The 24,352-nt window shown below is 66.3% G+C and carries 23 protein-coding genes and 1 tRNA gene; 17 read left to right on the top strand and 7 right to left on the bottom strand.

Translation table 11 applies throughout. From position 1 onward, the window contains the following. Window positions 1-6: 6 nt before the first annotated feature. On the bottom strand, window positions 7-1,134 hold the full coding sequence (locus AC3A4Z_RS13925) for an FUSC family protein (RefSeq protein WP_498712155.1): 1,128 nt from the start codon (window positions 1,132-1,134) through the stop codon (window positions 7-9). A 253-nt stretch (window positions 1,135-1,387) separates the two neighbouring features. Between AC3A4Z_RS13925 and pstS the strand changes: the two genes are divergently transcribed. The 4 genes from pstS to pstB all read left to right on the top strand — a co-directional run bounded on the left by pstS (window position 1,388) and on the right by pstB (window position 5,512). Next, a complete protein-coding gene (gene pstS, locus AC3A4Z_RS13920; protein ID WP_498712153.1) occupies window positions 1,388-2,509 on the top strand; it encodes a phosphate ABC transporter substrate-binding protein PstS in 1,122 nt (373 codons plus the stop codon). 106 nt (window positions 2,510-2,615) lie between these two features. After that, on the top strand, window positions 2,616-3,548 hold the full coding sequence (gene pstC / locus AC3A4Z_RS13915; RefSeq protein WP_493972828.1) for a phosphate ABC transporter permease subunit PstC: 933 nt from the start codon (window positions 2,616-2,618) through the stop codon (window positions 3,546-3,548). Continuing rightward, window positions 3,549-4,661: a phosphate ABC transporter permease PstA gene (gene pstA, locus AC3A4Z_RS13910; RefSeq protein WP_498712151.1), complete on the top strand. Its 1,113-nt coding sequence runs from the start codon at window positions 3,549-3,551 to the stop codon at window positions 4,659-4,661. A 71-nt stretch (window positions 4,662-4,732) separates the two neighbouring features. Further along, a complete protein-coding gene (gene pstB, locus AC3A4Z_RS13905) occupies window positions 4,733-5,512 on the top strand; it encodes a phosphate ABC transporter ATP-binding protein PstB (RefSeq protein ID WP_461188812.1) in 780 nt (259 codons plus the stop codon). 64 nt (window positions 5,513-5,576) lie between these two features. Here pstB and AC3A4Z_RS13900 read toward each other — a convergent pair whose 3' ends face one another. The 4 genes from AC3A4Z_RS13900 to AC3A4Z_RS13885 form a co-directional block, all read right to left on the bottom strand. Further along, complete coding sequence (locus AC3A4Z_RS13900; protein ID WP_498712148.1) at window positions 5,577-5,981, bottom strand: hypothetical protein; 405 nt, start codon at window positions 5,979-5,981, stop codon at window positions 5,577-5,579. A 262-nt stretch (window positions 5,982-6,243) separates the two neighbouring features. Further along, window positions 6,244-7,257: an inorganic phosphate transporter gene (locus AC3A4Z_RS13895; RefSeq protein ID WP_498712146.1), complete on the bottom strand. Its 1,014-nt coding sequence runs from the start codon at window positions 7,255-7,257 to the stop codon at window positions 6,244-6,246. 1 nt (window position 7,258) lies between these two features. Beyond that, on the bottom strand, window positions 7,259-7,876 hold the full coding sequence (locus AC3A4Z_RS13890; protein ID WP_050056677.1) for a DUF47 domain-containing protein: 618 nt from the start codon (window positions 7,874-7,876) through the stop codon (window positions 7,259-7,261). Window positions 7,877-8,201: 325 nt separating this feature from the next. Continuing rightward, complete coding sequence (locus tag AC3A4Z_RS13885; RefSeq protein WP_498712144.1) at window positions 8,202-8,861, bottom strand: hypothetical protein; 660 nt, start codon at window positions 8,859-8,861, stop codon at window positions 8,202-8,204. Window positions 8,862-9,039: 178 nt separating this feature from the next. Here AC3A4Z_RS13885 and AC3A4Z_RS13880 point away from each other — a divergent pair. The 3 genes from AC3A4Z_RS13880 to mmuM all read left to right on the top strand — a co-directional run bounded on the left by AC3A4Z_RS13880 (window position 9,040) and on the right by mmuM (window position 11,325). Then, window positions 9,040-9,112 (top strand) — tRNA-Lys (locus AC3A4Z_RS13880). Window positions 9,113-9,234: 122 nt separating this feature from the next. Next, window positions 9,235-10,251, top strand: coding sequence for a substrate-binding domain-containing protein (locus tag AC3A4Z_RS13875; RefSeq protein WP_493972823.1), 1,017 nt, complete (start codon window positions 9,235-9,237; stop codon window positions 10,249-10,251). Between the two features lie 27 nt (window positions 10,252-10,278). Further along, complete coding sequence (gene mmuM / locus AC3A4Z_RS13870; protein ID WP_498712413.1) at window positions 10,279-11,325, top strand: homocysteine S-methyltransferase; 1,047 nt, start codon at window positions 10,279-10,281, stop codon at window positions 11,323-11,325. A 51-nt stretch (window positions 11,326-11,376) separates the two neighbouring features. On the opposite strand, the gene AC3A4Z_RS13865 is transcribed toward mmuM, so the two are convergent. Continuing rightward, window positions 11,377-11,874, bottom strand: coding sequence for a hypothetical protein (locus AC3A4Z_RS13865; RefSeq protein ID WP_498712142.1), 498 nt, complete (start codon window positions 11,872-11,874; stop codon window positions 11,377-11,379). A 303-nt stretch (window positions 11,875-12,177) separates the two neighbouring features. Between AC3A4Z_RS13865 and araB the strand changes: the two genes are divergently transcribed. Genes araB through araA form a run of 3 tightly spaced genes read left to right on the top strand, consistent with a single transcriptional unit; the run spans window position 12,178 to window position 16,206 of the window. Beyond that, a complete protein-coding gene (gene araB / locus AC3A4Z_RS13860) occupies window positions 12,178-13,950 on the top strand; it encodes a ribulokinase (protein ID WP_498712140.1) in 1,773 nt (590 codons plus the stop codon). Continuing rightward, window positions 13,947-14,648 carry an L-ribulose-5-phosphate 4-epimerase gene (locus AC3A4Z_RS13855; RefSeq protein ID WP_498712139.1) on the top strand — a complete coding sequence of 234 codons (702 nt, stop codon included), beginning with the start codon at window positions 13,947-13,949 and terminating at the stop codon, window positions 14,646-14,648. The genes araB and AC3A4Z_RS13855 overlap by 4 nt, the downstream gene beginning before the upstream one ends. A 37-nt stretch (window positions 14,649-14,685) precedes the next feature. Next, a complete protein-coding gene (gene araA, locus AC3A4Z_RS13850; RefSeq protein WP_498712137.1) occupies window positions 14,686-16,206 on the top strand; it encodes an L-arabinose isomerase in 1,521 nt (506 codons plus the stop codon). Window positions 16,207-16,208: 2 nt separating this feature from the next. Here the strand turns inward: araA and AC3A4Z_RS13845 are convergent, their stop codons facing one another. Next, window positions 16,209-17,114: an ANTAR domain-containing protein gene (locus tag AC3A4Z_RS13845; protein ID WP_498712135.1), complete on the bottom strand. Its 906-nt coding sequence runs from the start codon at window positions 17,112-17,114 to the stop codon at window positions 16,209-16,211. Between the two features lie 597 nt (window positions 17,115-17,711). On the opposite strand from AC3A4Z_RS13845, the gene arfA reads away from it, so the two are divergent. The 7 genes from arfA (at window position 17,712) to ureC (ending at window position 24,331) form a co-directional block, all read left to right on the top strand. Then, the gene (gene arfA, locus AC3A4Z_RS13840) at window positions 17,712-19,202 is read left to right on the top strand and encodes an arabinosylfuranosidase ArfA (RefSeq protein WP_498712411.1); all 1,491 of its coding nucleotides are present in this window, start codon (window positions 17,712-17,714) and stop codon (window positions 19,200-19,202) included. Between the two features lie 116 nt (window positions 19,203-19,318). Beyond that, the gene (locus AC3A4Z_RS13835) at window positions 19,319-19,909 is read left to right on the top strand and encodes an HhH-GPD-type base excision DNA repair protein (RefSeq protein ID WP_498712132.1); all 591 of its coding nucleotides are present in this window, start codon (window positions 19,319-19,321) and stop codon (window positions 19,907-19,909) included. A gap of 100 nt (window positions 19,910-20,009) precedes the next feature. Next, window positions 20,010-21,014 (top strand): LacI family DNA-binding transcriptional regulator, encoded by a 1,005-nt coding sequence (locus AC3A4Z_RS13830; protein ID WP_498712130.1) that lies wholly within the window; start codon window positions 20,010-20,012, stop codon window positions 21,012-21,014. 64 nt (window positions 21,015-21,078) lie between these two features. After that, a complete protein-coding gene (locus AC3A4Z_RS13825; protein WP_498712129.1) occupies window positions 21,079-21,636 on the top strand; it encodes a cysteine hydrolase family protein in 558 nt (185 codons plus the stop codon). Window positions 21,637-21,930: 294 nt separating this feature from the next. Continuing rightward, window positions 21,931-22,233, top strand: coding sequence for an urease subunit gamma (locus AC3A4Z_RS13820; RefSeq protein WP_050056665.1), 303 nt, complete (start codon window positions 21,931-21,933; stop codon window positions 22,231-22,233). Window positions 22,234-22,244: 11 nt separating this feature from the next. Then, window positions 22,245-22,604, top strand: coding sequence for an urease subunit beta (locus tag AC3A4Z_RS13815; protein WP_498712127.1), 360 nt, complete (start codon window positions 22,245-22,247; stop codon window positions 22,602-22,604). Further along, on the top strand, window positions 22,601-24,331 hold the full coding sequence (ureC, locus tag AC3A4Z_RS13810; protein ID WP_498712125.1) for an urease subunit alpha: 1,731 nt from the start codon (window positions 22,601-22,603) through the stop codon (window positions 24,329-24,331). Before AC3A4Z_RS13815 ends, ureC begins: the two co-directional genes overlap by 4 nt. The last annotated feature ends 21 nt before the right edge of the window (window positions 24,332-24,352 follow it).

The following is a 24,352-nucleotide window of genomic DNA, read 5'->3' as shown; positions in this document are numbered from 1 at the left end:
GGCAGGCTAAAGCGCCGGCAGCACGTCCCTGGCCTCCCGGGAGTCCATTCCCGTTGCCTCGAGCAGGTCCACCATCAGCGGCCTGAACAGCATCACCACCGTTTCGCCTTCCAGCCGCTGCACTCCCAGCAGCTTCGGGTGCAGCCGCAGTGCAATTTCGCTCAGGTCCCGGCGGGCTGTGCGCAGGTGGGCGCGGCGGACGCCGTCGTGCGTTTCCGCCAGGCCCAGCGACAGTTCGTCAATGGCGGCAGCGGTCTCCTGCAGCACCTCTGCGATGTTCTCCGTGGCCTCGTCCGAGAGCGCCGCGTGATTGATGGCGCTGGTGAGGCGGCGCGCGAAAACCCGGCTGTTCCTCAGCGCCAGGTCAATGAAGTCCAGCGATACTTTCAGCTGGTCCAGCTCTTCGCGGTGCCGCCTGTATGCGGGCGCCAGCCGGGCCACCTCGCCGGAAGAACGCAGGGATTGGCGCATCGCGTCCACCAGCGGCTGGCAGTTCCTGCCTCGGATGAGTGCATGCCAGGCCTGGGTGGAATCGCTGTTAACCAGGGCGTCGGCACATTCGCGCAGCACCTCTGCCAGTTCGTGCAGCAGCTTCTGGACGTCCTTGCGTGGTTCCCGGCGCGGATCCTTGGGGATCAGGATGGTCACCAGCAGCGCGCACAGGCCGCCCACCACTGCGTCGATGCTGCGGGTGAAAGGCCCGCCGGCCGGCGCCGGCAGCAGCACCACGAGGAGCGACTGCAGCCCCAGCTGCGTGGTGAAGATGGTGCCGCTGTCCAGGAAGCGGGCCAGCAGGATGGAGAAGAGAAGGACGACGGCGGCCTGCCAGATTCCGCCGCCCAGCCAGTGCAGGAGGAGGTCGCCCACCGCGATGCCGATGGTGCAGCCCAGCCCCACCTCCACCACGCGCCGGAGCCGCGGTTCGCGCGAGAAGCCCAGCGCGATCAGGGACGAGGTGGCAGCGAAAAGGGGCCCGGAATGGCCCAGCACGTACTCGGCGAAGGCATAGGCGCCCACGGCACACAAGGTCATTTGGATGGCGGGAACCAGGGAATTCCGGCTCCGGATCAGGCCGGTGCGGATACGCCCGTGCAGGAAACGCCTGCCCGCTGAGAGTCCTGCTGCCGAAGCCATGACGTCCAGTGTATTTGCTGGCCCGCCCTTTTACCGGCCAGCGCCGTGCACTACGGCCGGACCTGTGATCTGCGCAATGGGAACCCGGTACTTGTAAGCCAATATCCCGCCGTCGTTAAGGTTCTGTTCACCTTGGACAGCCCATCCCTTTACCTGCGGCCCCTAACTTCGATGAAGGTACAAAACGTACGCATCGCGCTGCAGGGTTCTCCGTCCCTGCCCGCACATGAACACCCTGGAAGGGGTACACCTAGTGAAGGCACTCCGCTTCGGCCGCCACGCGGCTATCGCTGTTATCGCAGCCGGCGCACTCGCGCTCTCCGCCTGCGGTTCAGACAACGCCACGGGCACTGCACCCACCGGCGGCCAGACTTCTGCCGGCCCCAAGGTCACCGGCACCCTCACCGGCATCGGCGCATCCTCCACCGGTGCGGCCATGGACGCCTGGAAGGCCGGCTTCGCAAGCGCCAACCAGGGCGCCTCCGTGCAGTACTCCCCGGACGGCTCCGGCGCCGGCCGCAAGGCCATCATCGACGGTTCGGCACAGTTCGCCGGCTCGGACGCGTACCTCAAGGACGAAGAGCGGGAAAGCTCCAAGGCAGTGTGCGGTCCCGACGGCGCCATCAACATTCCCGTCTACATCTCGCCGATCGCCGTGGCCTTCAACGTTCCCGGCGTGACCGAGCTGAAGCTGGACGCAGCCACCGTGGCCAAGATCTTCCGGGGTGAGATCGCCAAATGGAACGATCCCGCCATCGCCGCCCTCAACGAAGGCGTCACCCTGCCGGACCTCAAGGTCACCCCGGTGAACCGTTCGGACGACTCGGGCACCACCACCAACTTCACCGATTACCTGGCTTCGGCAGCCCCTGAGGTCTGGACGGACAAGTCCGCTGGTGTCTGGCCTGCGAGCCTGCAGGGCGAGAACGCCAAGGGCACCTCCGGCGTGGTCAAGACCGTTACCGACACCCCCGGCGCAGTGACCTACGCCGACGACTCTGCAGTGGGTGGCAAGCTCGGCACCGCTTCCATCAAGGTGGGCGAGGAGTTCGTCAAGATCTCCGCTGACGCCGCCGCCAAGGCAGTGGAAGCCGGCAAGGCCGTTGAGGGCCGTTCCGCCAACGACGTGGCCATCAAGCTGGACCGCAAGACCACGGCTTCGGGCGCCTACCCGGTGGTGCTCGTTTCCTACCACGTGGTCTGCAGCGCCTACGACAAGCAGGAGACCGTTGACCTGGTCAAGGCCTTCGAGAACTACGTAGTTTCCGAGGAAGGCCAGCAGGCCGCAGCTGATTCCGCGAAGTCCGCCCCGCTGTCTTCGACCCTTGCCGAAAAGGCCGCCAAGGCCATCGAGAGCATCAAGGTCAAGTCCTAATTACCGCTCAAAAACCGGGTTCCCCGCCTGCCGAGAGGCAGTGCGGGGAACTTCGGTTTGGACGCAGCATCTTTTCAGCCTCAATCATCGATCGAAGGGCCGTCGAATGACCGCCACCCCCCTGACCAGCACCCAGGGCGCCGGCCGCGCCGGGGATAAAATCTTCTCGGGTGCCGCGCTCGCTGCCGGCTGCCTCATCCTCGCCGTCCTCTTCGGCGTCGCGCTCTTCCTGGTGGTCCAGGCCATCCCGGCACTGACCGCGCCTGCCGCACAAATCCAGGGCGGGGCGGGCTTCTTCGCCTACATCTGGCCCATCGTGATCGGCACACTCATCGCCGCGGTCATTGCACTGGTGATCGCCACGCCCGTCGCCATCGGTGTTGCCCTGTTCATCTCGCACTTCGCGCCCCGCGGACTCGCCGCCGGCCTGGGCTACGTGGTGGACCTCCTCGCCGCCATCCCGTCCGTGGTTTACGGCGCGTGGGGCGCGGCGTTCCTGGCCAAGGAAATCTCCCCTGCCTACAACTGGCTGGCGCAGAACATGGGCTGGTTGCCCATCTTCCAGGGCCCGGCCTCTGCCACCGGCAAAACCATCCTTACCGCGGGCATCGTCCTCGCGGTCATGGTGCTGCCCATCATCACCTCACTGTCCCGGGAGATCTTCCTGCAGACGCCCAAGCTTCATGAAGAAGCCGCTCTCGCCCTGGGCGCCACCCGCTGGGAAATGATCAAGATGTCCGTCCTGCCCTTTGCGCGGCCGGGCATCATCAGCGCCGTCATGCTGGGCCTTGGCCGCGCCCTTGGCGAGACCATGGCAGTTGCCCTGGTGCTGTCCTCCGGCGCCCTGACGGCCAGCCTGATCCAGTCCGGCAACCAGACCATCGCAGCGGAGATCGCCCTGAACTTCCCCGAGGCCAGCGGCCTCAAAGTCAGCACGCTCATCGCAGCCGGCCTGGTCCTGTTCATCATTACCCTGGCCGTGAACATGATCGCGCGCTGGATCATCACCCGGCACAAAGAATTCTCGGGAGCCAACTAAATGACCTCCACGCTTACGCCCGTCCGCAGCAAGCGTTCGGCGCTCACGAAGGGCCAGCTGCCCAAGTACGCCCCCTATGTGGTCCTGGCCGCCGCCCTGATCGTGGGCGCCGCCATCCTGGCGCTGGTGGGCTTTAACGCCTTCGGCTGGGGCATCGTCTCCGCGATCCTGTTCGCCGTCGGACTGGTGTCCTGGAGCGCCGTGGTGGAGGGTTCCCGCAAGGCGAAGGACAAACTGGCCACCTGCCTGGTGGTGGGGTCCTTCCTGGTGGCGCTGCTGCCGCTCATCTCGGTGATCTGGACCGTCCTGGTGAATGGAATTCCCGGTCTCCTGGCCCCGGGGTTCCTGGGCACCTCCATGAACGGCGTCACCGGCGTCTTCGATAATAAGGCCGTCGAAGAAGGCGCACCCGTGCTGGGCGGCATCTACCACGCGCTCCTGGGCACCATCCAGATCACGCTCCTGGCCACGGTCATCTCCGTGCCGGTAGGCCTGCTGACCGCCATCTACCTGGTGGAGTACGGCAACGACGGCCGGCTGGCGCGCGCCATCACCTTCTTCGTCGACGTGATGACCGGCATCCCGTCCATCGTGGCCGGCCTTTTCGCCGCCGCCTTCTTCTTCGCCGTGGTGGGCCCGGGCACCAAGACAGGCGCCGTGGCCGCCGTCGCGCTTTCCGTGCTGATGATCCCCGTGGTGGTGCGCTCCAGCGAGGAGATGCTGAAGATCGTGCCCAACGAACTCCGGGAGGCGGCATACGCGCTGGGCGTACGCAAGTGGCGGACCATCATCAAGGTGGTGATCCCGACGGCGATCTCCGGCATCGCTTCCGGCGTCACCTTGGCCATCGCACGCGTCATCGGCGAGACGGCCCCCATCCTGGTCACCGCCGGCTTCGCCACGAGCATCAATAACAACGTATTCGGCGGCTGGATGGCTTCGCTGCCCACGTTCATCTACACCCAGATCCTGAACCCCACCTCACCGGCCAACCCGGACCCGTCCTCCCAGCGGGCCTGGGGCGCCGCCCTGGTGCTGATCATCCTGGTGATGATCCTCAACCTTGGAGCCCGGCTGATCGCCAGGGTCTTCGCCCCCAAGACAGGCCGCTGACCGCCTGCTCCTTCCGGTCCTTCGGGCCGGAACCTAGACTTCAATTCATCCCCAGTTAGTGAAGGAACACCATGTCTAAGCGCATCGACGTCAAGGACCTGAACGTGTACTACGGCGATTTCCTCGCCGTGGAGGACGTCACCATCAACATCGAGGCCAAGTCCGTCACCGCATTCATCGGCCCCTCAGGCTGCGGCAAGTCCACCTTCCTGCGGACCCTGAACCGCATGCACGAGGTACTTCCCGGCGCCCGCGTGGAGGGCGAGGTGCTCCTCGACGGGGACAACCTGTACGGCCCCGGCGTGGACCCCGTCACCGTCCGCTCGCAGATCGGCATGGTGTTCCAGCGGCCCAACCCGTTCCCCACCATGTCCATCCGGGACAACGTGCTGGCGGGCGTGAAGCTGAACAACAAAAAGATCTCCAAGGGCGAGGCCGACGTCCTCGTGGAACGCTCGCTGAAGGGCGCCAACCTCTGGAACGAGGTCAAGGACCGCCTGGACAAGCCCGGTTCGGGCCTTTCCGGCGGCCAGCAGCAGCGCCTCTGCATCGCCCGGGCCATCGCCGTGGAGCCGCAGGTGATCCTCATGGACGAGCCGTGTTCCGCGCTGGACCCCATCTCCACCCTGGCCATCGAGGACCTCATCAACGAACTCAAGGACCAGTACACGGTGGTGATCGTGACGCACAACATGCAGCAGGCAGCCCGCGTCTCGGACCGCACCGCATTCTTCAACATCGCCGGCACCGGCAAGCCCGGCAAGCTGATTGAAGTGGGGGACACCCACACGATCTTCAGCAACCCCACCCAGAAGGCTACCGAGGACTACGTCTCCGGCCGCTTCGGATAAATCCCCGTGCACTGCGGGAGACGGATGGGACCGGCCGCCCAGGCCGGGGGCCGTCGTCGTACTCCTACTCGGGGACCTCAAGCTGGAAGCCGCACCGGCAGCGCAGCACCCTGGTGGGCAGCGACACGGTGCTGAGTCCGCCGCCGGTGCTGCTGCGGTAGCACAGCCTTTCTATCTCGAGTTCTGCTTCCTCCATGGGGAATCCGCAGTGGATGTACTCGTCACCGAACATGATGACCTTCGCCATCCAGCGCACCTGGCCCAGCGCCGCAGCGACGTCGGCCGCGTACGCGAGGTGCTCCTGGAACCGGCGGCACTCGTTGCAGGTGTAGGAGACGGTGACCAGGTCGCTGTTGGCCGCTCCCATCGCGATGATCGCATGAATGGTCAGCTTTTGTTCGGTGCCGCACAGCTCGCAGCGCATTCGCCGCGGCTGGGGGAGGTTGTGCCGGGGTGTCGAGGAAGACATGGCGCCTGGCCTTTTCCAGGTTGTGCATCGAGTCCGCCGATGTGCTTCAGCGGCATGCTCCGCGGCCCTGCACCCGGCGGCGGATGTCAGACCCGGCAGCAGCGCTGGGGGCCTACTTTTGAATCTACGTCACCGGCGTCCGGCTGTACAGATCACCGGCTTCACGAGCCCCGGCGTCCCCGGCACCGCAGGGGAGCAGGGGCCGACGGCGGTGCTCCCGGCCGTGCCCGTTCCCGGCCCCGCGCCGGACGGGCCCCGAGCACTATCCCGGCAGCGGCGACAGTGCCAGCGCCAGCACAAAAGCGAGCGCGGCCGTGGCCACCGGAGTCAGGATCCAGAGCCCCACAATGCGGATCACCAGCTTCCGGTTGGTCACCGAAAAGTGCTGGTTTTCGCCTGCGCCCAGCACCGCCGAGGTGACGGTGTGCGTGGTGGAGAGCGGCCAGTGCAGGCCGATGGCGCCCACAAAGAGCATGACGGCGCTGAAGATCTGCGCCACCGAGCCCCGCAGCGGATCGATCCTGGTGATTTTGTAGCCGATGGTGTGCGAAATCCGCCAGCCGCCGTACACCGTTCCGGCGGTAATCATCACGGCGGAAAGCAGCGCCACCCACACGGGGAGGGTGCCGCCGTCGGAATAGCCGCCGGCCAGCAGGGCCAGCAGGAGGACCGCACTGATCCGCTGCCCGTCCTGCAGGCCGTGGCCGAACGCCACTGCCCCCGCGGCGATTGACTGGCTTCGGCGGAACCGCTGGTTCACCACGTTCGGCTGCGTGTGGCGGGCTGCCCAGGTGGCAGGGTAGACCAGCAGGAACGCCCCGCTGTAGGCCACCAGCGGCGACAGCACCAGGGGCAGGATGACCTGGAACAACAGGGAGCGGTCCACCCCTCCGACGCCTGCCCCGCCCACAGCGATGCTGGCGAGCCCGGCCCCGGCAAGGCCGCCCACCAGGGCGTGGGTGGAGGAGGCCGGGATGCCCCGCCACCACAGGATGATGCCCCAGGCGATGGCGCTGGCCAGGCCGGCGAGGAGGATGCTGAGGCCGTCCGTTCCGGATGGAAGGTTGATCCAGGTCTGGCTGACGGCCACCGCCAGTCCTGCACTGAGCAGGGCGCCGATGAAGTTGAAGAAGGCTGCAAGCAGCACAGCCACGCTGGGCGTGAGAGCGCGGGTGCGCACGGCAAGGGCAACAGAGGTGGAGACGTCACGGAACCCGTTGACGAAGGCGAACACGGCGGCCAGGACCACCACCGCGCCGAAGACGGCTGCCGTCACCTCAGGATTCCTTGACGATGATGCTGCCTACCTGGGTGGCGATGCGCCGCATGTCCTTGGTGACGTCCACCAGCTGGTTGGCGATATCGCGGTTGCGGGAGTACTGCGCCCATTTCATCTCGCTGATCATGTCCGCCACCCACACCCGGTGCGTCCGTTCGGCGCGTTTGGCCAGGCGGAGGATTTCTATCCAGTAGTCCTCCAGGTCATCCAGGTTGTCCAGCCGGCGCATGGCATCGACCGTGAGCTCGGCCTGCCGGCTGATGATTTCCAGCTGGTCTGCGGCCCGCTTGGGCAGCCGCTCCAGCCGGTAGAGCGCCACCAGTTCCGCGGCGGCATCCAGCTTTTCGATGGCCTCGTTGAGGTAGCGCGACAGGGCGTACATGTCCTCGCGCGGCAGCGGGTTCACGAAGCTGGTCCGCATATGCGTCAGGAGGGCGAAATGCAGTTCGGCGGACCGGGCCTCGTGGTTGTGCATGTCCTCCACGAGCTTGCCGTGCTCCGCCGCCGGGACGCCGAGGATCTCGGCTAGGGTGGCGCTGCCGAGCACAATTTGCTGCGCCATTTGCGATAGGAGGTTCAGCCCGGCGGGCTCCTGGGGAAAAAGGCGCAGTTTCACGTAGTTACCGGTCTCCGGGAAAAGTTCAGGGCGGGAGTTGCCTGCCGTGTGACTTGACCCCGGCGCAACCAACGCTAACTCTACCGGCCCGCAAAAGGAGCCCTGAAATGGGCCGACGTTAACTGACCAGCCAGAACGGGGCAAGCAGTCGGCGGGCATAAAAATGGTGCCGAACCGGATACGCCTCTCGGCGGTAGGCCGCTCTAGGCGGCTGAATGTTGAAGCCCGGGGGTTTCGCGGCTCGGCACCAGTTTCAGTGTTCTACGTTGATTGGCCCAAGTCAACATTGACAGATCGGGCCTCTTGGGCCAGAGCCTGGACCCTTCTAGTCCAGTTCGCCCAGCCGCCAGGCGTTGGCGGCGTGCTCGAGGTCCTCAGCGGTTTTCACCAGCTGGTGCGAGTTGCGGGTGAGCTTGCTGGCCTGGGCCTCGTTCCCGTGCTCGGCACCATCGGCCAGCGTTGCCTGGCCGAGCGCCACCACCCGGCAGAACGCGGCGGAACGTTCCAGCGCCACGTCGAACTCGCCGTCGAACGCGCCGGAGAGGATGGCGTCCGCCATCGTCTTCATCTCGTCCGCTCCGGGAGGCTCGGCAGCGCCCGCCACCACGTTGGAAACCTGGGCGGTGTCCTTGCCGGCGCGGAAGTAGACGGAAATGCGCTCCGGGTCCTCCACGGTGGCCGCGCGCAGGGCATAGAGGCGCCACAGTGCGCCGGGAAGCGACCGTGCAGGGCTCTCCGCCCACATCTCCGCGATGGCCTCCAGCCCCTGCTCGTCGGCGAGCCTGACCAGCCGCTCGGTCACGGCCGGATCGTCGCTGTCGCGGCCGTGCCGGACCAGTGCCTGCGCTGCGAGGTGGGCGGCTTCGGACACCCGGGCAGGGTCCGCGCCGCCGGCAAAAGGCTCGAAGTCCACCGGCGCGAAAGGCTTCGGCTTGTGGTGCCGGTTGGCGCCGCCGTATGGAATGGGACCTGGTTGCTCGCTCATGCCACCCACGCTACTCCTGTGCCGTGCCGGAAATCGAGCATCAGGGCCCTTGCCCACGGGCCCGACGACGCGTCCCGGCCTGAGTGCATAAGGGCCGGAACCATGGGTTAGAGTATTAAATGTCCAGAAATGGACTGGGCCGGGCAGGCCGGCACTTGGTGCCGAAACAGCCCGGCAGGGGCCTTTAGCTCAGTTGGTAGAGCATCGGACTTTTAATCCGTGGGTCGTGGGTTCGAGCCCCACAGGGCCCACTCTTTATTGAAGAGCGGGAATCCCCCGGCAGCCTCCCAGAGGCCGCCGGGGGATTTTTCGTTCGGGCCACGCCCGCGGGCTGCAGCAAACGCGCCGTGGCAGCAACGGGCACAATGGTGGCATGACAAAAAGCAGCACCGGGCGGCTGCCGCGCCTTGAGGACGTGGCCGGACTTGCTGGTGTCTCCCACCAGACCGTTTCCCGGGTGGTCAACGGCCACCCCAACGTCAGCAAGGCAACGCGCGAAAAGGTCGAGGCCGCCATCGCGCAGTTGGGCTACCGCCGGAACACCGCGGCCCGGAGCCTGGTGACCCGGCGCTCGCAGACCATCGGCGTGCTGGCCAGCGAGCTTTCCCAGTACGGGCCCGCCCACACCTTGCTGGGAGTGGAGCGTGCCGCGCGGGATGCCGGCTACTTCGTCAGCATCGCCGCGCTCCGCTCCGTCGGCCGGGACGCCATCTTCGACGCGCTGCAGCACTTCACCGACCAGTCCGTGGACGGGATCGCCGTCCTGGTGCCGCACACCGAGACGCTGCGGACCCTGGAGGAGTTCAACCCCGGGGTGCCTGTGGTGGCCGTCGGTTCGCCGGGCGATGCCGCCGTGAGCGGCGCGATGGTGGACCAGAAGCGCGGGGCCCTGATCGCCGTCGGCCATCTCATCGAGTTGGGGCACCGCAGGATCGGCCACGTCGCAGGGCCGGCGGACTGGCTCGACAGTGCCCTGCGCACAGAGGGCTGGCGTGAGGCACTGCAGCAGGCCGGCCTGCAGGACGACCTGCTGCTGGAAGGCGACTGGAGTGCGGAAAGCGGCTACGCGATCGGGCGGCGTCTGGCGGCGGAGCGGACGGCAACGGCCCTGTTCGTAGGCAACGACCAGATGGCCCTCGGTGTGCTGCGCGCGTTCAACGAGGCAGGCGTGCGCGTGCCCGACGACGTCTCCGTAGTGGGGTTCGACGACCAGCCCGAATCGGGCTACTTCACCCCGCCGCTCACCACGGTGCGGCAGGACTTCGAAGAGCTGGGCAGGCGGTGCGTTGATGCCATGCTGAAGGAGATCGAAGCGGGCGCCCCGGTGAGTTCCACGGTGGTCACCCCTGAACTGGTCCGGCGGGAGAGCACCGCGGGCCTGGCGCTGTAGCCTGAACTGATGCCCCAGCCTGAACTGATGCCCCACAACAACCCGCTGTCCCGCCTGCTCGACGCCGGAGAGAACCTGGTCCTGGACGGTGCCCTGGCCACAGAACTTGAAGCGTACGGCTGCAACCTGGAGGACCCGCTGTGGTCCGCGAAAGTCCTGCTCGAGCAGCCCGAACTCGTCAAGCAGGTCCACCTGGACTACTTCAGGGCCGGGGCGCGCGCCGCCATCACAGCCAGCTACCAGGCCACGCCTTTGGGGTTTGCGCGGCGGGGGATTTCCGCCGCCGACGCCTTGGACAGGGTTGCCCTGAGCGTCCGCCTCGCAGACGAGGCGCGGCATGAGTACCGGGCCGGGAACCCGGCGGCCGGACCGCTGCTGGTGGCCGGTTCCGTTGGACCCTACGGCGCCTACCTCGCCGATGGGTCCGAATACCGCGGCGACTACACCCTGAGCCGGAACGAATTTTTGGAGTTCCACCGGCCGCGGATCGAAGCGCTCGTGGAAGCCGGAGCGGATGTCCTCGCCTGCGAAACGTTGCCTTCCCTGCCAGAAGCGGAGGCGCTGCTGGAACTGATCTCCGGGTTCGGTATCGAATCCTGGCTGACGTTCACCCTCCGCGATGGAGCGCACATCAGTGACGGAACGCCGCTGGAACAGGTGGCGCAACTCTGCGATGCTGAGCCGCTTGTGGCTGCCATTGGTGTGAACTGCGTTCCGCTGGAGTTGGTCACCCCGGCGCTGGAAGCTTTGGGCCGGGGCACCGGCAAACCCCTGATCGCCTACCCCAACTCCGGGGAAACCTACGACGCCGTCACCAAGACCTGGGGGCCGGCGGCCTCGTCCGCTGCTGGTTCAGGCGGCGCTGCTGGCTCCGGTGCTGTTGCTGACATCGGAGGCGCGGTTGACGCCGGTGCAGTTGCTGATTCCGACGGCGCCGCCCACTCCCAACGGGTGCCGGGCAGCCTTGTGGAGGGAGTCCGGGACTGGCAGGAACGTGGCGCGCGCATGGTGGGCGGCTGCTGCCGGACAACGCCGCACGACATTGCCGCACTGGCGCAGCTCTGGCGGCCCTAATTCCGCATGAGCCCTGATCCCGGATCAGCCCTGATCCGCCTCCACGACCGCTTAGGCGGCGGGTGACTTCTGCCGGGCTGCTGCCGGAGCATGACGGGCCCAACGGGCCCATCTGGGCCAGTAGTTGATGGCAGCATAGGCTGCCAATGCAGCCGCCATGTGCAGGTGCAGCATCAGGTGGAGCGAGTACCCCGCAGGCACTGCCGCCCCGCCGTCCGGGGGAGGATCCTGGGCGGCGTCCTGCACTACGCCCGGCACACTGCCGCCGTGCCCGTGGCCGGTTATCCCTTCCCCTGATCCGCCGGAAAAGACTGCAAACCCCAGATGAAGCAGTTGCTGGGCCAGCCCGCACCCGAGCAGCACGGCCCAGCCGGGCAGGCTGAAGCGACCCAACATCGCTGCCGCCATGCCAAGCAGTGCTGCCAGGGCCGCGAGGATCATCAGGGAGGGAGCCGGACCGCCGGCGGCCGGGTGCGCTGCCAGGCCGAGGCCAGTGGAGAGGGGACCGGCAAGCCACGCACGGGACCCGGTTCGCTCTTTCGGCTGCACGCTTTCCAACGAGGCCCCCTTCCTTGTCCATGGCATCAGTTCTGCGGTTCATTATGTCCCTACCCCTTTTCGGCGCCGTCAGTCCACGGCGCCAGTGGGTGCGGCGCGCCGTGATCAGAGGCGCTGATCCGAAGGTGACCGCCATCCAGAGGTGCCGGCTCGCGTAGTGCGTTGTGAGATCCCTTCCCCTCCGGGAACTGTTCCCCGGCTTGCCCAGGACCTGGAATGCCCATTGACTTTCAATGTTGTTAGCGCTCACAATTGAGAGGCCGCGAAGCAGCGGCAGCTATTGGAGGATCTTTTATGGACGTCAGAGTGGACACAGACAGCTTCGTGGTCGGTGTGGACTACGGGACTCTCTCGGGCCGGGCCGTGGTGGTCCGGGTGCGGGACGGCAAGGAGCTCGGCAGTGGTGTGTACGAGTACCCGCATGCCGTGGTCACGGATGCACTTCCCGAGGACGTGGCGGGTCAGGACGCTGACGGACAAGCCGTCCGGCTTCCCGGGGAATGGGCGCTGCAGGTGCCCGATGACTACCGCGACGTCCTGCGTTTTGCCGTCCCGGCTGCCGTCGCCGAGGCTGGGATCGACCCGGCCGCCGTCGTCGGAATTGCCACGGACTTCACCGCATGCACCATGGTACCGGTGAAGGCGGACGGTACTCCGCTGAACGAAATTCCGGGGTTTGAAAACCGGCCGCACGCTTACGTGAAGCTCTGGCGCCACCACGCCGCGCAGGGCCAGGCCGACAGGATCAACCAGCTGGCATCAGAACGCGGCGAAGAGTGGCTGCCCCGCTACGGCGGCTTGATCTCTTCAGAATGGGAGTTCGCCAAAGGCCTGCAGCTGCTGGAAGAGGACCCCGAGGCCTACGCCGAGATGGACCACTGGGTGGAAGCCGCGGACTGGATTGTCTGGCAGCTCTGCGGCCAGTATGTCCGGAATGCCTGCACGGCCGGCTACAAGGGGATCTACCAGGACGGGCGCTACCCGTCGGAGGATTTCCTGTCCGCGTTGAACCCGGCCTTCAAGGACTTCGTCAGCGCCAAACTCGAGCACACCATCGGCCGCCTGGGCGACGCCGCCGGATACCTCACCGCTGAGGCCGCTGCCTGGACCGGCCTGCCCCAGGGAATCGCCGTGGCGGTGGGCAACGTTGACGCCCACGTGACCGCTCCGGCGGCGAAGGCAGTGGAACCGGGCCAGCTGGTGGCCATCATGGGCACCTCCACCTGCCACGTCATGAACGGCGATGAACTGCGCGAAGTGCCGGGTATGTGCGGCGTAGTGGACGGCGGCATCGTTGACGGACTCTGGGGCTATGAGGCCGGCCAGTCGGGCGTGGGAGACATCTTCGGCTGGTTCACAAAATATGGTGTACCGCCGGAATACCACCAGGCCGCCGAAGCTGCGGGCCTGGGCATCCACGAACACCTCACCGAACTGGCATCCAGGCAGGCCATCGGGGAACACGGACTGATCGCCCTGGACTGGCACTCGGGCAACAGGTCAGTGCTGGTGGACCATGAGCTGTCCGGAATCGTGGTGGGGCAGACCCTGGCCACCCGCCCCGAGGACACCTACCGCGCCCTGCTGGAAGCCACCGCCTTCGGCACCCGCACCATCGTGGACGCCTTCCGCGACGCCGGCGTCCCGGTCAAAGAGTTCATCGTGGCCGGCGGCCTGCTCAAGAACCCGCTCCTGATGCAGATCTACGCCGATGCCACGGGACTGAAGCTGTCCACCATCGGTTCGGCGCAGGGCCCGGCCCTGGGCTCGGCCATCCACGCTGCCATGGCCGCGGGGAAGTACGCCAGCATCCGCGAAGCTGCCGCCGCCATGGGGTCGGAACCGGGCGAGGTGTACACACCGATTCCCGAAAACGTGGCCGCCTACGACGAACTGTTCCAGGAATACAAGACCCTGCACGACTACTTCGGCCGCGGCACCAACGACGTGATGCACCGGCTCAAGGCCATCCAGCGCAAAGCAAACCAAGGCCTCGGTTCCGCCGGGCAACCGGTGGACACCGATGCGGCTGAACGCAACGATGCAGGTGCGGGGGTGCCGGCATGAGCGCCGGAACCGGAATTCTCGAAACCATCGCCCGGGTCCGCGAGGACGTTTGCGCCCTGCACGCCGAGCTGACCCGCTATGAACTGGTGGTGTGGACGGCAGGAAACGTCTCCGCCCGCGTGCCCGGCCACGAGCTGATGGTTATTAAACCCTCGGGCGTTTCGTACCAGGACCTGGCGCCTGAGCTCATGATTGTCACCGACCTGTACGGGGTGCCCGTGGCGGGAGATGCAACAGGTGAGTGGGGCAACCCGGCCCTGTCGCCGTCGTCGGACACTGCGGCGCATGCGTACGTCTACCGGCATATGCCGGAGGTGGGTGGCGTAGTTCACACGCACTCCACGTACGCCACGGCCTGGGCCGCCCGCGGGGAGCCCATCCCGTGCGTGCTCACCATGATGGGCGACGAATTCGGCGGATCCATCCCGGTGGGGCCGTTTGCGCTGATCGGCGATGACTCGATCGGCCAGGGCATTGTGGAGACGCTGAAGAACTCCAACTCGCCGGCCGTGCTGATGCAGAACCACGGCCCGTTCACCATCGGCAAGGACGCCACATCGGCGGTGAAGGCCGCGGTGATGTGCGAGGAAGTGGCCCGCACCGTCCACATCGCCCGGCAGCTGGGCGAACCGCTGCCCATTGACCAGGGCCACATCGACTCGCTGTACGCCCGCTACCAGAACGTCTACGGACAGTAATTCAACGCCGTCCCCCATTAACTTTTCAGGAGAACACATGAGCAGCGCAGCAAACACATCCCTTGACGGTTATGAGGTCTGGTTCCTCACGGGCAGCCAGCACCTCTACGGCGAGGACGTCCTCAAGCAGGTGGCCGCGCAGTCGCAGGAGATCGCCAACCAGCTCAACGCCAGTTCCGATGTTCCGGTAAAGATTGTCTGGAAGCCCGTCCTGACTGATTCGGATGCCATCCGCCGCACCGCGCTGGAGGCCAACTCGGACGATTCGGTGATCGGCGTCACCGCCTGGATGCACACGTTCAGCCCTGCCAAGATGTGGATCCAGGGCCTGGACCTGCTACGCAAGCCGCTGCTGCACCTGCACACGCAGGCCAACCGGGACTTGCCGTGGGCGGACATCGACTTCGACTTCATGAACCTGAACCAGGCAGCCCACGGCGACCGCGAGTTCGGCTACATCCAGTCCCGGCTGGGCATCGCCCGCAAAACCGTCGTCGGGCACGTCTCCAACCCGGAGGTCGCCCGTCAGGTCGGTTCCTGGCAGCGCGCAGCGGCCGGGTGGGCCGCAGTACGCAGCCTGAAGCTGACCCGGTTCGGCGACAACATGCGCAACGTCGCCGTCACCGAGGGTGACAAGACCGAGGCGGAACTGCGCTTCGGCGTCGCCGTCAACACCTGGTCCGTCAACGAGCTCGCCGACGCCGTGCACGGCGCCGATGAGTCCGACGTCGACACGCTCGTTGCCGAGTACGAGGACCTTTACGACGTGGCGCCGGAGCTCCGCGCAGGCGCGGCCCGGCACGAATCGCTCCGGTACGGTGCCCGGATCGAGCTCGGTCTGCGCAGCTTCCTCGAAGGCAACGGCTCGGCCGCGTTCACTACCTCGTTCGAGGACCTGGGCGCCCTCCGGCAGTTGCCCGGCCTGGCCGTGCAGCGGCTCATGGCCGCAGGCTACGGCTTCGGGGCCGAGGGTGACTGGAAGACGGCCATCCTGGTCCGGGCCGCGAAGGTGATGGGTGCCGGCCTGCCCGGCGGCGCCTCCTTGATGGAGGACTACACCTACCACCTGGAACCCGGTTCGGAGAAGATCCTTGGCGCGCACATGCTGGAGGTCTGCCCGTCGCTGACCGCCGGCAATCCGCGCCTGGAAATCCACCCCCTGGGCATTGGTGGCAAGGAAGACCCGGTGCGCCTGGTGTTCGACGCCGATGCCTCCCCGGGCGTCGTGGTGGCCCTGTCCGACATGCGGGACAGGTTCCGCCTGGTGGCCAACGCCGTGGACGTGGTCCCGCTGGACCAGCCGCTGCCCAACCTCCCCGTGGCCCGCGCCCTGTGGCAGCCAAAACCGGACTTCACCACCTCCGCCGCAGCCTGGCTCACTGCCGGCGCCGCCCACCACACCGTGCTCTCAACACAGGTGGGCATGGATGTGTTCGAGGACTTCGCGGAGATCGCCAAGACCGAACTGCTGACCATCGACGAGGGAACCACCATCCGCCAGTTCAAGAAGGACCTGAACTGGAACGCCGCCTATTACAAGCTGGCCGGCGGCATCTAGGCCTAGTGGCCGAAGTGTGCGCGCGGAGGGCCCTCGGGCAACCGCTCGAGGATGTCCTCCGCCACCCGGCGTACTTTGATGTTCCGGTGGCTGGAGGCGCGGGCGAGGATGGAAAAAGCTTCGTGGTAGGAACACCTGTTCTGGGCCATGATCACACCGCAGGCAACGTTGATGGACGTCCGGCTGTCCAGGGCGAGCCGTAAATCCGACGCGGTTGACCTGGCGTTATGGAGGTCCAGGGCCATCTGGAGGCTTTTCGCGGCCAGGCCGGCAAACGAGCGGGCCTCCGAGATGACCTGCAGCGGGAACGCCTTGGCGTCCTGGGCAAAGAACGCCAGGGCTGCGGTGGTCTCGCGGACGGGGATGGCGTCTCCGGGTGCCCCGTTGTCCCTGGTTGTGCTGCTGTCCCTGGCCGCACCGCTGTTGGTTGCCGCTGCGTTGTTTGCCCCGCTGTCCTGGTCCACGCGCAGGCGCATCCCCAGGACGCTGCCAAGGTTGGCAACCTGCAGCTCCTGGCAATACCGGGGCCAGCGGAAGTCACCGCTCCTCTGCAGCACAGCCACGGGGTGTCCGCCGGCCAGGACATCGCTGACCGGCCCTTCGCCCTTCTCCTGTTCCCACTCCAGGAGCCGGATGACTTCCGCGGACGTTCCCGTGATGAGCGGGGCCCGCTTCGCCTGCCTCACCACCACGCCGCATTCGATTACCAGGCCCGCCGTCCCCACAACAGCCCGGGCCGATGCCGTTGCCAGCAGTTCAAGGGAGTCACGCAGCGTTTCGGCGCCTGTCACCAGGTCCAGCAGGATGCCGGTCTGCTTCCCGTTGGCGGCTGCCGGTGCCCTGCGCAGCCTTGCGCTATCAGGTGCCGCGTTTCCGGGTGCCGGGTGGCCTTCCGCAGCCCGCCCCAAGGGTGGACTTCCATGCGTGGCGGGCCCGTGCGGGTGGTGGAAAGGGCCCTGCTGGGAAACCAGAGGGCCGGCGACGGCTGGGGGAGAGGCCTTGGTCTCGAAGACCTCCTCGTCGCCGGCCCCGCTTAGCGCCCGGGTCCGACGACCCGGGAAACCGGAGCTTGCGTATTGTGCGTGCATTGCCAGTCTCACACCCCCTCGTGAGCCAAGTACTGCCATTCAAAGCTCGTCTTGTCTCTGACAAAAACCTAGTTGTGCAGCGGTTGGCGGTGAACGCGTAACCGGTACTTGTTTTTGAGATTAGGTACTACTTGGTTTTTGGCCGCCATTCCCTGCTTTTGGTGTTGCCGCAGGTGGGAGGCGTGTGGCCGCGCATGGCCTGAAAATACCTCTGCAGCGCCACTCGACGTGGGAGTGCTTGACTCACACCGCGGGACCACGAACAATATTTCTATAACGTTGTAAATAAACAGGAACGAGGACGTTTTCGTGGCATTGACAGAACCCGCCGCCCATGACCAGCCAAGCAAAAGCGCCGGACAAGAATTGCCGTCGGCCGGTCCTGCCGCACCAGGACCAGCAGCTGCAAAAGTCACCATGGACCCAGCCTTCGCCGTCGGGCCGGTCCGGCGCCGCACCTTCGGTGCCTTTGTGGAGCACCTTGGCCGGTGTGTGTACACGGGCATCTTTGAGCCGGAGCATCCAACGGCGGATGAAGACGGGTTCCGTGGTGACGTGCTGGACCTGACCCGGGAACTCGGCGTGTCAACGGTGCGCTATCCGGGTGGCAACTTCGTCTCCGGATACCGCTGGGAGGACGGCGTGGGTCCGGCGGACAAGCGCCCCGTCCGGCTTGACCTTGCCTGGCACTCCACCGATCCCAACCTGGTGGGCGTGGACGAGTTCGCGAAGTGGTCCGCCAAGGCCGGCGTCGAAACCATGATGGCAGTGAACCTCGGCACCCGCGGGACCCAGGAAGCGCTGGACCTGCTGGAATACTGCAATATCGACGGCGGAACGGCGTTCTCGGATCAGCGCAGGGCCAACGGAGCGGAATATGGCTACGGCATCAAGATGTGGTGCCTGGGCAACGAGATGGACGGGCCCTGGCAGATCGGGCATAAAAACGCGCAGGAGTACGGCCGGCTTGCTGCCGACACCGCCCGCGGCATGCGCATGATCGAACCCGGCCTCGAGCTGGTGGCATGCGGCAGCTCCGGACCCACCATGAGCACCTTCGGTGAATGGGAAAGGGTTGTTCTCTCCGAGACCTACGAGCTGGTGGACCTGATTTCGGCGCACCAGTACTTCGAGGACTTCGGCGACCTGCAGGAACACCTCTCCGCCGGCCACCGGATGGAAGCCTTCATCCACGACATCGTGAGCCATATCGACCACGTGAAGTCGGTGAAGAAGTCCACCAGGCAGGTCAACATCTCCTTTGACGAATGGAACGTCTGGCACATGAGCCGCGACGAATCCCGGGCGCCCACGGGCAAGGACTGGCCGGTGGCTCCTGTCCTGCTCGAGGACACCTACACGGTGGCGGACGCCGTCGTCGTCGGGGATCTCCTGGTAACGCTGCTGAAGAACACTGACCGCGTGCACTCAGCCAGCCTCGCGCAGTTGGTCAACGTGATCGCCCCTATCATGACCGAGCCCGGCGGCCGGGCCTGGAAGCAGACCACGTTCCACCCGTTCGCGCTCACCTCCCGGTACGCGTCCGGCACCGTGCTGCAGCTCGCCGTCGAATCCCCGCTGATCAGCGGCGGCAAGACCGTTGACGTTGCCGCACTGTCCGCCGTCGCGACGTATGACGCAGAAAAAGGCGAGGTTGTGGTGTTCGCCGTGAACCGCTCGGCCACCGACGCGCTCGGCCTGGACGCAGTGGTGTCCGGCGTGGGCACCGTCCGTCTGGTGGAGGCCGTGACCTACGCGAACAAGGACCCCTACTGGCAAGCCACGGCTGACGACTCAACATCCGTCCTGCCCGCCGAAAACGTCTCGGTCAAGGCCGACGGCGGCCGCCTCACCGGCACGCTCCCGGCGGTGTCCTGGTCCATGATCCGGCTCGCAGTCGGGGAGTAATCGGCAGCGGAGTTTTTGTCCAGATACGCCGACATAAATGGCGGAAAAGCCTGCGTATCTGGACAAAAACTCCGGGGAAGGGGGAGGAATGACGACGGCGGCACTCCTCTGGGAGGATGGACGGCATGAAACTGCACATCACGGGGGATCCCGCCGCGGACAAGTTGTTGAGTGAGGACGCCTTTGCGCTGCTGACGGGCATGCTGCTGGACCAGCAGGTGACCATGGAATCGGCGTTCGCCGGGCCGGAGAAAATCCGGACCAGGATCGGCTCCATCACACCGGAGGCCATCGCGTCACAGGAGCCGCAGGCCTTCGTGGAGATGTTCAAGGAACGCCCAGCCGTCCACCGCTTCCCGGGCTCAATGGCCGCACGGGTGCAGGCGCTCGCCGAAGCAGTCCAGAACGAGTGGGACGGCGACGCCACCGCGATCTGGACCAAAGATAACCCGGACGGCGCGGAGGTCCTGCGGCGGCTCAAGGCATTGCCTGGCTTCGGGGAACAGAAGGCCAAAATCTTCCTGGCCCTGCTTGGGAAGCAGCGCGGCCTCCAGGCGCCCGGCTGGCGTGAGGCCGCCGGGCACTACGGCGAGGAAGGTTCCTACCTCTCGGTGGCCGACATCGTTGATCCCGAATCCCTGGTCAAAGTCCGGGCCAGCAAACAGGCGGCCAAGGCGGCAGCGAAAGCGGCGAAGGCCACGGACTGACCGGCCCGCCGCTGTCCATGCCGACGGCGGGTTCCCGCCACAGTGCCATTTTCTGCAACGATGTATGGCAGGAACAGGCGGAACCACCAGAAGGAGCCACATGGCGGTCACCATGAACGACGTTGCGAGGGCAGCGGGTGTGTCGCTGAAGACGGTCTCCAACGTCCTCAATGACTACGAGTTCATCCGTCCTGCCACGAAGCAGCGGGTCCTGGATGCCATCGCCGAGCTGGGGTACGAGGCCAACCTGACCGCCCGCAGCCTTCGTTCCGGCAAGACCCGGATGCTCGGACTGGTCCTGTCCGACCTCTCCGCACCCTACTACGCGGAGCTGGCCTCACGGCTGATGAAGGCGGCAGCGCAGCGCGGCTACCGTGTCCTGGTGGAACAGTCCGACGCCGTGGGGGACGCGGAGCTGAACGCCCTGCAGGGGCCGTTCCGGCAACTCACCGACGGCCTGCTGTTCACGCCCCTGGTCATGGACGCTGACGCCATTGCGGGCCGGCTGGGCAAAAAACCGTTGGTAATGCTGGGCGAACACATCCTGGATCCCCGGTTCGACCTGGTCACCATGAAGAACGGGGAAGCCGCCGCAGAACTGACGTCGCACCTGGTGGCGGGCGGCCGCCGTCGGATTGCAGTCCTTGGCGCCCGCGCCGGCGAATCCGCCGGAAGCGCCGGGCTCCGGCTCAACGGATACCGGAGCGCACTGGACAAGGCCGGGATCCCCTTCGACCCCGCCCTGGTGGCGCCATGCGAATGGCGCCGGGACGAGGGAGCGGCGGCCGTGGCCGGGCTCCTGGACCGGGGCATCGACTTTGATGCCGTCTTCGGGCTGAACGACGCCATCGCCCTCGGCGCCATGCACGAGCTGCTCATCCGCGGCATCAAGGTGCCGGAGCAGGTGGCTGTCGCCGGTTTTGACGACATTGACGAGGCCCGGTTCGCCTCGCCCTCCCTGACCACGGTTTCACCCGGTATGGCCGAGATCGCCGAGCGCTCCGTCGCACTGCTCATCGACAGGATCGAAGGCCGCGAAACCGCTGGCGAGGGCGTGCAGGTGGAAGCGGGGTTCCAGCTGCAGGTTCGCGAATCCGCCCCCTAGGTTTCGCGGCGCCGCCCCGGGGGTACGTTTCCGGGACGAGCAACAGGTCAGAAAGGTGGCGCGGATGATTGCCCTTCTTGTTATCGACATGCAGAATGCGTACTTTGAGGCGCCGGAACTGGCAGCCCAGCAGGAGGGCCTGGTGGCGTCCTGCAACAGATTGCTGGAGGCGTTCAGGACCGGCGGGCACAAGGCGCTGATGGTGGGCACGGAGCACGAGCGGGACAAGTCCACCTGGACGTTGAACATGCTCGACGACGACCAAGGCTTCATCTTCCGCGGCAGCAGGCAGGCGGAGGCTGTGCCCGGGCTGGCCATCGACGGCCTGCCGCAGCTGAACAAGACGCGGGACAGCGCTTTTGTGGGCACCAACCTGCTGTCCCGCCTCCGCAACTGGGGTGCCGACGAAGTGGTGCTTGCCGGCGTCTCCACGCACAACTGCATCGCCCAGACCGGCGCCGACGCCTTCGCGCACAACATCCGGGTCACCTATGCGAAGGAAGCCATGGCCTCGGAGGACAACCAGGACGCGGCGGACATGCTGCGCATCCTGTCCACCACCTACCGCCAGCCTGTCCAGTCCACCGACGAGATCCTCACCCGCCTCACCGCGGCCCCGTAGGCCGACTGGCCCCTCCCGGCCCTCGCCGCTGAGTCTCCCCAGCTTCAGGGCGCTCACCTCCCCAGCCTTAGGCGCTGAGTCTCCCCAGCTTTAGGGACGGACGACGGCGTGTCCCGGCGCAACGCCGTCGTCATCGCCTTCCCTGAGCCGAAACCTGGGGAGATTCAGCGCGCAGCCGGGGAGCCGGTGCCGACCTGGCGGCGGAGAGACCGGGATTACCCAGCCGAAACGTGCCTGAAACGTCCGCCACCTATTCTGGGTCCACGCCGTCCGCTGGCCGCTGAAGGGACCCCCATGCATTTGATGCCGCGTGAGCAGGAAAAGCTTTTGATCGTGGTGGCCGCAGATCTGGCCCGCCGCCGCCAGGCCCGCGGACTCAAGCTCAACTATCCGGAAGCCGTGGCCATCATCAGTTACGAACTGATCGAGGGCGCCCGGGACGGCCGCACCGTCGCCGAGCTGATGAGCTACGGCACCACCTTGCTCGGCAGGGAGGACGTTATGGAGGGCGTGCCGGAAATGATCCACGACGTGCAGATCGAGGCAACCTTCCCTGACGGCACCAAGCTCGTCACCGTCCACGATCCCATCCGCTGAAGGGGCAGGCCATGATTCCAGGAGAGTACATCCTTCGGCCGGAGCCTGTGACGGCGAACGCCGGCCGGGAAGCCATCGACGTCGCCGTCACCAACACTGGTGACAGGCCCGTCCAGGTGGGCTCGCACTTCCACTTTGCCGAAGCCAATGCTGCGCTGACCTTCGACCGTGAAGCAGCTTACGGGCGCCGGCTGGACATCCCCGCCGGAACCGCCGCCCGGTTCGAACCCGGTGACTCACGGAACGTGCGGCTGATCGAACTTGCCGGCAGGCGTGAGGTGCACGGGCTGAGCAACGCCGTCAACGGACCCCTGCAGCGCGGACCGGGGGACGGCGGCGCCGCCAACGACGCGAAGGAGACGGCCCAGTGAGCTTCGAGATTCCCCGCCGGCAGTACGCAGACCTGTACGGCCCCACGGCGGGCGACCGGATCCGCCTGGCAGACACCGAATTGTTCCTCGAGATCGAAGAGGACCGCACTGTCTACGGCGAGGAAGTGGTGTTCGGCGGCGGCAAGGTGATCCGCGACGGCATGGGCCAGAACGGCCAGGCTGTCCGCGACGAGGACATCCCGGACACTGTCATCACCAACGCGGTGATCCTGGACTACACCGGCATCTACAAGGCTGACGTGGCCCTCAGGGACGGACATATCTTCAAGATCGGCAAGGCCGGCAACCCGCAGATCACCGACGGCGTGGACATCGTGATCGGCGCCAGCACCGAAATCATCGCGGGCGAACGCAAGATCCTCACCGCCGGCGGCGTGGACACCCACATCCACTTCATTTCTCCGGACCAGGTGCCCACGGCGCTCACCAGCGGGGTGACCACCATGATCGGCGGCGGCACCGGGCCGGCCGAAGGCACCAAGGCCACCACCGTGACGCCCGGAAAATGGCACATCCAGCGGATGCTGCAGGCGGCCGAGGGGTTCCCCATGAATATCGGACTGTTCGGCAAGGGCCACGCGTCCGCCGTCGAACCCCTGGCCGAGCAGATCCGGGCCGGGGCTATCGGCCTGAAAGTCCATGAGGACTGGGGGTCCACCACCTCCTCCATCGACATGTCCCTCACAGTGGCCGACGAGTTCGACGTCCAGGTGGCCATCCACACCGACACGCTGAACGAGTGCGGCTTCGTGGAGGACACCATCCGCGCCATCAACGGCCGCGTCATCCACACCTTCCACACCGAAGGCGCCGGCGGCGGGCACGCCCCGGACATCATCAAGATCGCCGGCATGCCGAACGTCCTGCCGGCCTCCACCAACCCCACCCTGCCGTATACCCGCAACACCATCGAAGAGCACCTGGACATGCTGATGGTGTGCCACCACCTCAACCCGGACATCCCCGAGGACGTGGCCTTCGCCGATTCCCGGATCCGGGCCGAGACTATCGCCGCCGAGGACGTGCTGCAGGATATGGGCATCTTCTCCATCACCTCCTCGGACTCCCAGGCAATGGGCCGCGTGGGCGAGGTGATCACCCGCACGTGGCAGGTGGCGGACAAGATGAAGAAGCAGCGGGGTGTGCTGGAAGACCCCGACGGTAAATTCCATGGTTCGGCGGACAGTGACAACTTCCGGCTCAAGCGCTACGTGGCCAAGTACACCATCAACCCGGCCATCGCCCAGGGCATCGCGGACTCGGTGGGCTCGGTGGAAGTGGGCAAATTCGCGGACCTGGTGCTGTGGGACCCCGCCTTCTTCGGCGTCAAACCGGAACTGGTGCTCAAAGGCGGCCAGATCGCCTACGCACTCATGGGCGACGCCAACGCCTCCATCCCCACCCCGCAGCCACGCACCCTGCGCCCGATGTTCGGCGCGTTTGGCAAAGCCGTCCAGCAGTGCTCCATCACCTTCCTGTCGCAGGCGGCGATCGACGCCGGCGTGCCCCACGAATTGGGGCTGGAGAAAGTCATCCGGCCGGTCTCGGGCATCCGCACCCTCACCAAAGCGGACCTCAAGTACAACGACGCCACGCCGGACATCCAGGTGGACCCGGAAACCTACCAGGTAACGGTCGACGGCGAGGACGTCACCTGCGAGCCCTCCGACGTCCTGCCCATGGCCCAACGCTACTTCCTCTTCTAACGCACCTCCTGACCCCGGAGC

The sequence above is a fragment of the Arthrobacter sp. Soil_C_49 genome (genome assembly GCF_057656635.1).
This window is presented reverse-complemented; position numbering and strand designations above follow the sequence as displayed.